Origin of the sequence: Variovorax sp. dw_954 (genome assembly GCF_018449755.1) — a bacterium.
Classification (GTDB): Bacteria; Pseudomonadota; Gammaproteobacteria; order Burkholderiales; family Burkholderiaceae_C; genus Variovorax.
This window is the reverse complement of the sequence record NZ_JAAVVD010000058.1, coordinates 1-5,716: the sequence shown is the minus strand read 5'-3', so window position 1 is coordinate 5,716 and position 5,716 is coordinate 1. Positions and strand designations below refer to the sequence as shown.

The 5,716-nt window shown below is 51.2% G+C and carries 2 tRNA genes and 3 rRNA genes; all 5 read left to right on the top strand.

Features of this window, described 5'->3' with window-relative positions:
* Positions 1 to 396 precede the first annotated feature (396 nt).
* Positions 397 to 1,933, top strand: a 16S ribosomal RNA gene (locus HB681_RS37160).
* 103 nt (positions 1,934 to 2,036) lie between these two features.
* A tRNA-Ile gene (locus tag HB681_RS37155) sits at positions 2,037 to 2,113 on the top strand.
* A gap of 13 nt (positions 2,114 to 2,126) precedes the next feature.
* A tRNA-Ala gene (locus tag HB681_RS37150) sits at positions 2,127 to 2,202 on the top strand.
* Between the two features lie 332 nt (positions 2,203 to 2,534).
* Positions 2,535 to 5,407 (top strand): 23S ribosomal RNA (locus HB681_RS37145).
* 146 nt (positions 5,408 to 5,553) lie between these two features.
* Positions 5,554 to 5,666, top strand: a 5S ribosomal RNA gene (gene rrf, locus HB681_RS37140).
* The 16S, 23S and 5S rRNA genes sit together here with 2 tRNA genes alongside, the layout of an rRNA operon.
* Positions 5,667 to 5,716: the final 50 nt, after the last annotated feature.

Genomic DNA, 5,716 nt, shown 5'->3' with positions numbered 1-5,716 from the left:
AAGAAAAAGTCCCTCGGACTTGACGAAGTTGCAAAAACCGAGTCATAATCGAAGGCTTCGCTGAACTGGCCTCAGCACTGACTGCCAAGCGGTTGGATGCGGAAGGGGTTGAAGGAAGCGAAAAAAGTTTGACCGAACTTAAAAAATCGTGTTAGACTGGCGGGCTTCGCTGATCGCAGCGAACGAAGCAAAAGGCGAGAAGACAGAGATGTTTTCGAGTCTGGATCCTTAAAAATTTACAGCCGATAAGCGTGGGCGTTTGAAGGCAACTTGCCAAGTTCTTCGGAACAAAGTCGCAAGACTTTAAACGCTCATGAGAATAGAAGTGAAGTTCACTTCAATTTCTTTTTTTATGAGTTTTGCCTCATCGCGAGATGGGGCGCAAAAATCAAGATCGAACTATAGAGTTTGATCCTGGCTCAGATTGAACGCTGGCGGCATGCCTTACACATGCAAGTCGAACGGCAGCGCGGGAGCAATCCTGGCGGCGAGTGGCGAACGGGTGAGTAATACATCGGAACGTGCCCAATCGTGGGGGATAACGCAGCGAAAGCTGTGCTAATACCGCATACGATCTACGGATGAAAGCAGGGGACCCGCAAGGGCCTTGCGCGAATGGAGCGGCCGATGGCAGATTAGGTAGTTGGTGGGGTAAAGGCTCACCAAGCCGACGATCTGTAGCTGGTCTGAGAGGACGACCAGCCACACTGGGACTGAGACACGGCCCAGACTCCTACGGGAGGCAGCAGTGGGGAATTTTGGACAATGGGCGCAAGCCTGATCCAGCCATGCCGCGTGCAGGATGAAGGCCTTCGGGTTGTAAACTGCTTTTGTACGGAACGAAAAGTCTCCTTTTAATAAAGGGGGATCATGACGGTACCGTAAGAATAAGCACCGGCTAACTACGTGCCAGCAGCCGCGGTAATACGTAGGGTGCAAGCGTTAATCGGAATTACTGGGCGTAAAGCGTGCGCAGGCGGTTATGTAAGACAGTTGTGAAATCCCCGGGCTCAACCTGGGAACTGCATCTGTGACTGCATAGCTAGAGTACGGTAGAGGGGGATGGAATTCCGCGTGTAGCAGTGAAATGCGTAGATATGCGGAGGAACACCGATGGCGAAGGCAATCCCCTGGACCTGTACTGACGCTCATGCACGAAAGCGTGGGGAGCAAACAGGATTAGATACCCTGGTAGTCCACGCCCTAAACGATGTCAACTGGTTGTTGGGTCTTCACTGACTCAGTAACGAAGCTAACGCGTGAAGTTGACCGCCTGGGGAGTACGGCCGCAAGGTTGAAACTCAAAGGAATTGACGGGGACCCGCACAAGCGGTGGATGATGTGGTTTAATTCGATGCAACGCGAAAAACCTTACCCACCTTTGACATGTACGGAATTTGCCAGAGATGGCTTAGTGCTCGAAAGAGAGCCGTAACACAGGTGCTGCATGGCTGTCGTCAGCTCGTGTCGTGAGATGTTGGGTTAAGTCCCGCAACGAGCGCAACCCTTGTCATTAGTTGCTACATTCAGTTGGGCACTCTAATGAGACTGCCGGTGACAAACCGGAGGAAGGTGGGGATGACGTCAAGTCCTCATGGCCCTTATAGGTGGGGCTACACACGTCATACAATGGCTGGTACAAAGGGTTGCCAACCCGCGAGGGGGAGCTAATCCCATAAAACCAGTCGTAGTCCGGATCGCAGTCTGCAACTCGACTGCGTGAAGTCGGAATCGCTAGTAATCGTGGATCAGAATGTCACGGTGAATACGTTCCCGGGTCTTGTACACACCGCCCGTCACACCATGGGAGCGGGTTCTGCCAGAAGTAGTTAGCCTAACCGCAAGGAGGGCGATTACCACGGCAGGGTTCGTGACTGGGGTGAAGTCGTAACAAGGTAGCCGTATCGGAAGGTGCGGCTGGATCACCTCCTTTCTGGAAACAGCAAGTTCATTTGAACGCCCACACTTATCGGTTGTTGGAAGGTTGTCGCCCAGCGACTTGAGCGCACAGGCTTGAGTCCAAAGCGTTCCGGCTTGGGTCTGTAGCTCAGTTGGTTAGAGCACCGTCTTGATAAGGCGGGGGTCGTTGGTTCGAATCCAACCAGACCCACCATCCATCTAATCCTGGGGGATTAGCTCAGCTGGGAGAGCACCTGCTTTGCAAGCAGGGGGTCGTCGGTTCGATCCCGTCATCCTCCACCAAAGATTGCCAGAAACCAGTACCTGGCACTTATCAGTTCAACACCAAAGCGGCTTTTAACGAGGCTGTTTTGTTGTTGATCAAGATCTCTTGATCAATCGGCTGTTCTTTAAAAATTCATAGAGTCGAATCAGCGTTGCTGATGGAAACCGCACATTCGTAAAGGTTTAGTGCGGACCGTGCCATCAGCAACATAGAATTTTTGATTGCGTCAAAAGAAACTTCAATTTCGAGTCAGATCGATAATTGGAAGTACGGCATAACGCGCCAGGTGAGAGGCCTGGCAATTCCTTGAAACGATTTTGGATTCTCGCAAGAGAAGTCAAAGTTATAGGGTCAAGTGAATAAGAGCACGTGGTGGATGCCTTGGCAATGATAGGCGACGAAGGACGTGATAGCCTGCGATAAGCTTCGGGGAGCTGGCAAATTAGCTTTGATCCGGAGATTTCCGAATGGGGAAACCCACCGAAAGGTATCGCATGATGAATACATAGTCATGCGAGGCGAACCGGGTGAACTGAAACATCTCAGTAGCTCGAGGAAAAGACATCAACCGAGATTCCGAAAGTAGTGGCGAGCGAAATCGGAAGAGCCTGCAAGTGATAGCACAAGACATAACGGAACAGTTTGGAAAGACTGGCCATAGCGGGTGATAGCCCCGTACGTGAAATGACCTGTGTGGTACTGAGCTTGCGACAAGTAGGGCGGGACACGAGAAATCCTGTCTGAATATGGGGGGACCATCCTCCAAGGCTAAATACTCATCATTGACCGATAGTGAACTAGTACCGTGAGGGAAAGGCGAAAAGAACCCCGGGAGGGGAGTGAAATAGATCCTGAAACCGCGTGCTTACAAAAAGTAGGAGCCTCGAAAGGGGTGACTGCGTACCTTTTGTATAATGGGTCAGCGACTTACATTCAGTGGCAAGGTTAACCGAATAGGGAAGCCGTAGAGAAATCGAGTCCGAATAGGGCGATCAGTCGCTGGGTGTAGACCCGAAACCAAGTGATCTATCCATGGCCAGGATGAAGGTGCCGTAACAGGTACTGGAGGTCCGAACCGACTAGTGTTGCAAAACTAGCGGATGAGCTGTGGATAGGGGTGAAAGGCTAAACAAACTTGGAAATAGCTGGTTCTCTCCGAAAACTATTTAGGTAGTGCCTCAAGTATTACCATCGGGGGTAGAGCACTGTTTTGGCTAGGGGGTCATGGCGACTTACCAAACCAAGGCAAACTCCGAATACCGATGAGTACAGCTTGGGAGACAGAGCACCGGGTGCTAACGTCCGGACTCAAGAGGGAAACAACCCAGACCGCCAGCTAAGGTCCCTAAAATTGGCTAAGTGGGAAACGAAGTGGGAAGGCTAAAACAGTCAGGATGTTGGCTTAGAAGCAGCCATCATTTAAAGAAAGCGTAATAGCTCACTGATCGAGTCGTCCTGCGCGGAAGATGTAACGGGGCTAAGCCAGTTACCGAAGCTGCGGATTTGCAATTTATTGCAAGTGGTAGGAGAGCGTTCTGTAAGCCTGTGAAGGTGCGTTGTAAAGCGTGCTGGAGGTATCAGAAGTGCGAATGCTGACATGAGTAGCGTTAAAGGGGGTGAAAAGCCCCCTCGCCGTAAGCGCAAGGTTTTCTACGCAACGTTCATCGGCGTAGAGTGAGTCGGCCCCTAAGGCGAGGCAGAGATGCGTAGCTGATGGGAAACAGGTCAATATTCCTGTACCGATTGTTAGTGCGATGTGGGGACGGATCTTAATAGGTCATCCGGGTGTTGGATATCCCGGTTTAGATGGAAGTAGGCGTGCATTAGGCAAATCCGGTGCACATATACCGAGGCCATCGATCGAGCGGACTTGTCCGTGAAGTGACTGAACGAGGTTCCAGGAAAAGCCACTAAGCTTCAGCTAACAACGACCGTACCGCAAACCGACACTGGTGCGCGAGATGAGTATTCTAAGGCGCTTGAGAGAACTCAGGAGAAGGAACTCGGCAAATTGACACCGTAACTTCGGAAGAAGGTGTGCCCTATTAGTGTGAAGTGAACAACGGAGCATGAATGGGTTGCAAAAAATCGGTGGCTGCGACTGTTTATTAAAAACACAGCACTCTGCAAACACGAAAGTGGACGTATAGGGTGTGACGCCTGCCCGGTGCTGGAAGATTAAATGATGGGGTGCAAGCTCTTGATTGAAGTCCCAGTAAACGGCGGCCGTAACTATAACGGTCCTAAGGTAGCGAAATTCCTTGTCGGGTAAGTTCCGACCTGCACGAATGGCGTAACGATGGCCACACTGTCTCCTCCTGAGACTCAGCGAAGTTGAAATGTTTGTGATGATGCAATCTCCCCGCGGAAAGACGGAAAGACCCCATGAACCTTTACTGTAGCTTTGTATTGGACTTTGAACAGATCTGTGTAGGATAGGTGGGAGGCTTTGAAGCAGGGTCGCTAGATCTTGTGGAGCCAACGTTGAAATACCACCCTGGTGTGTTTGAGGTTCTAACCTAGGTCCATTATCTGGATCGGGGACAGTGCATGGTAGGCAGTTTGACTGGGGCGGTCTCCTCCCAAAGCGTAACGGAGGAGTTCGAAGGTACGCTAGTTACGGTCGGACATCGTGACGATAGTGCAATGGCATAAGCGTGCTTAACTGCGAGACTGACAAGTCGAGCAGATGCGAAAGCAGGACATAGTGATCCGGTGGTTCTGTATGGAAGGGCCATCGCTCAACGGATAAAAGGTACTCTGGGGATAACAGGCTGATACCGCCCAAGAGTTCATATCGACGGCGGTGTTTGGCACCTCGATGTCGGCTCATCTCATCCTGGGGCTGTAGCCGGTCCCAAGGGTATGGCTGTTCGCCATTTAAAGAGGTACGTGAGCTGGGTTTAAAACGTCGTGAGACAGTTTGGTCCCTATCTTCCGTGGGCGCTGCAGATTTGAGGAAGCCTGCTCCTAGTACGAGAGGACCGGAGTGGACACACCTCTGGTGTATCGGTTGTCACGCCAGTGGCATTGCCGAGTAGCTAAGTGTGGAAGAGATAACCGCTGAAAGCATCTAAGCGGGAAACTCGTTTCAAGATGAGATCTGCCGGGGCCTTGAGCCCCCTGAAGAGTCGTTCAAGACCAGGACGTTGATAGGTCAGGTGTGGAAGCGCAGTAATGCGTTAAGCTAACTGATACTAATTGCTCGTGCGGCTTGACCCTATAACTTTGATTCAATCGAATCAGGGTGTTATGCCAAGTTGACGCATTCAAAGTACATTCAAAGCAGCCCAAGACAATTGGGCGCTGATTCCAAACTCTATGAATTCGCCTGGTTGATCGTGTGATCAGCCAGGCAACCAGTTATGCCTGATGACCATAGCGAGTTGGTCCCACTCCTTCCCATCCCGAACAGGACAGTGAAACGACTCAGCGCCGATGATAGTGCGGGTTCCCGTGTGAAAGTAGGTCATCGTCAGGCTCTTACAGCCCAGAAAGCCCAACCTCAGTGAGGTTGGGCTTTTCTAATTA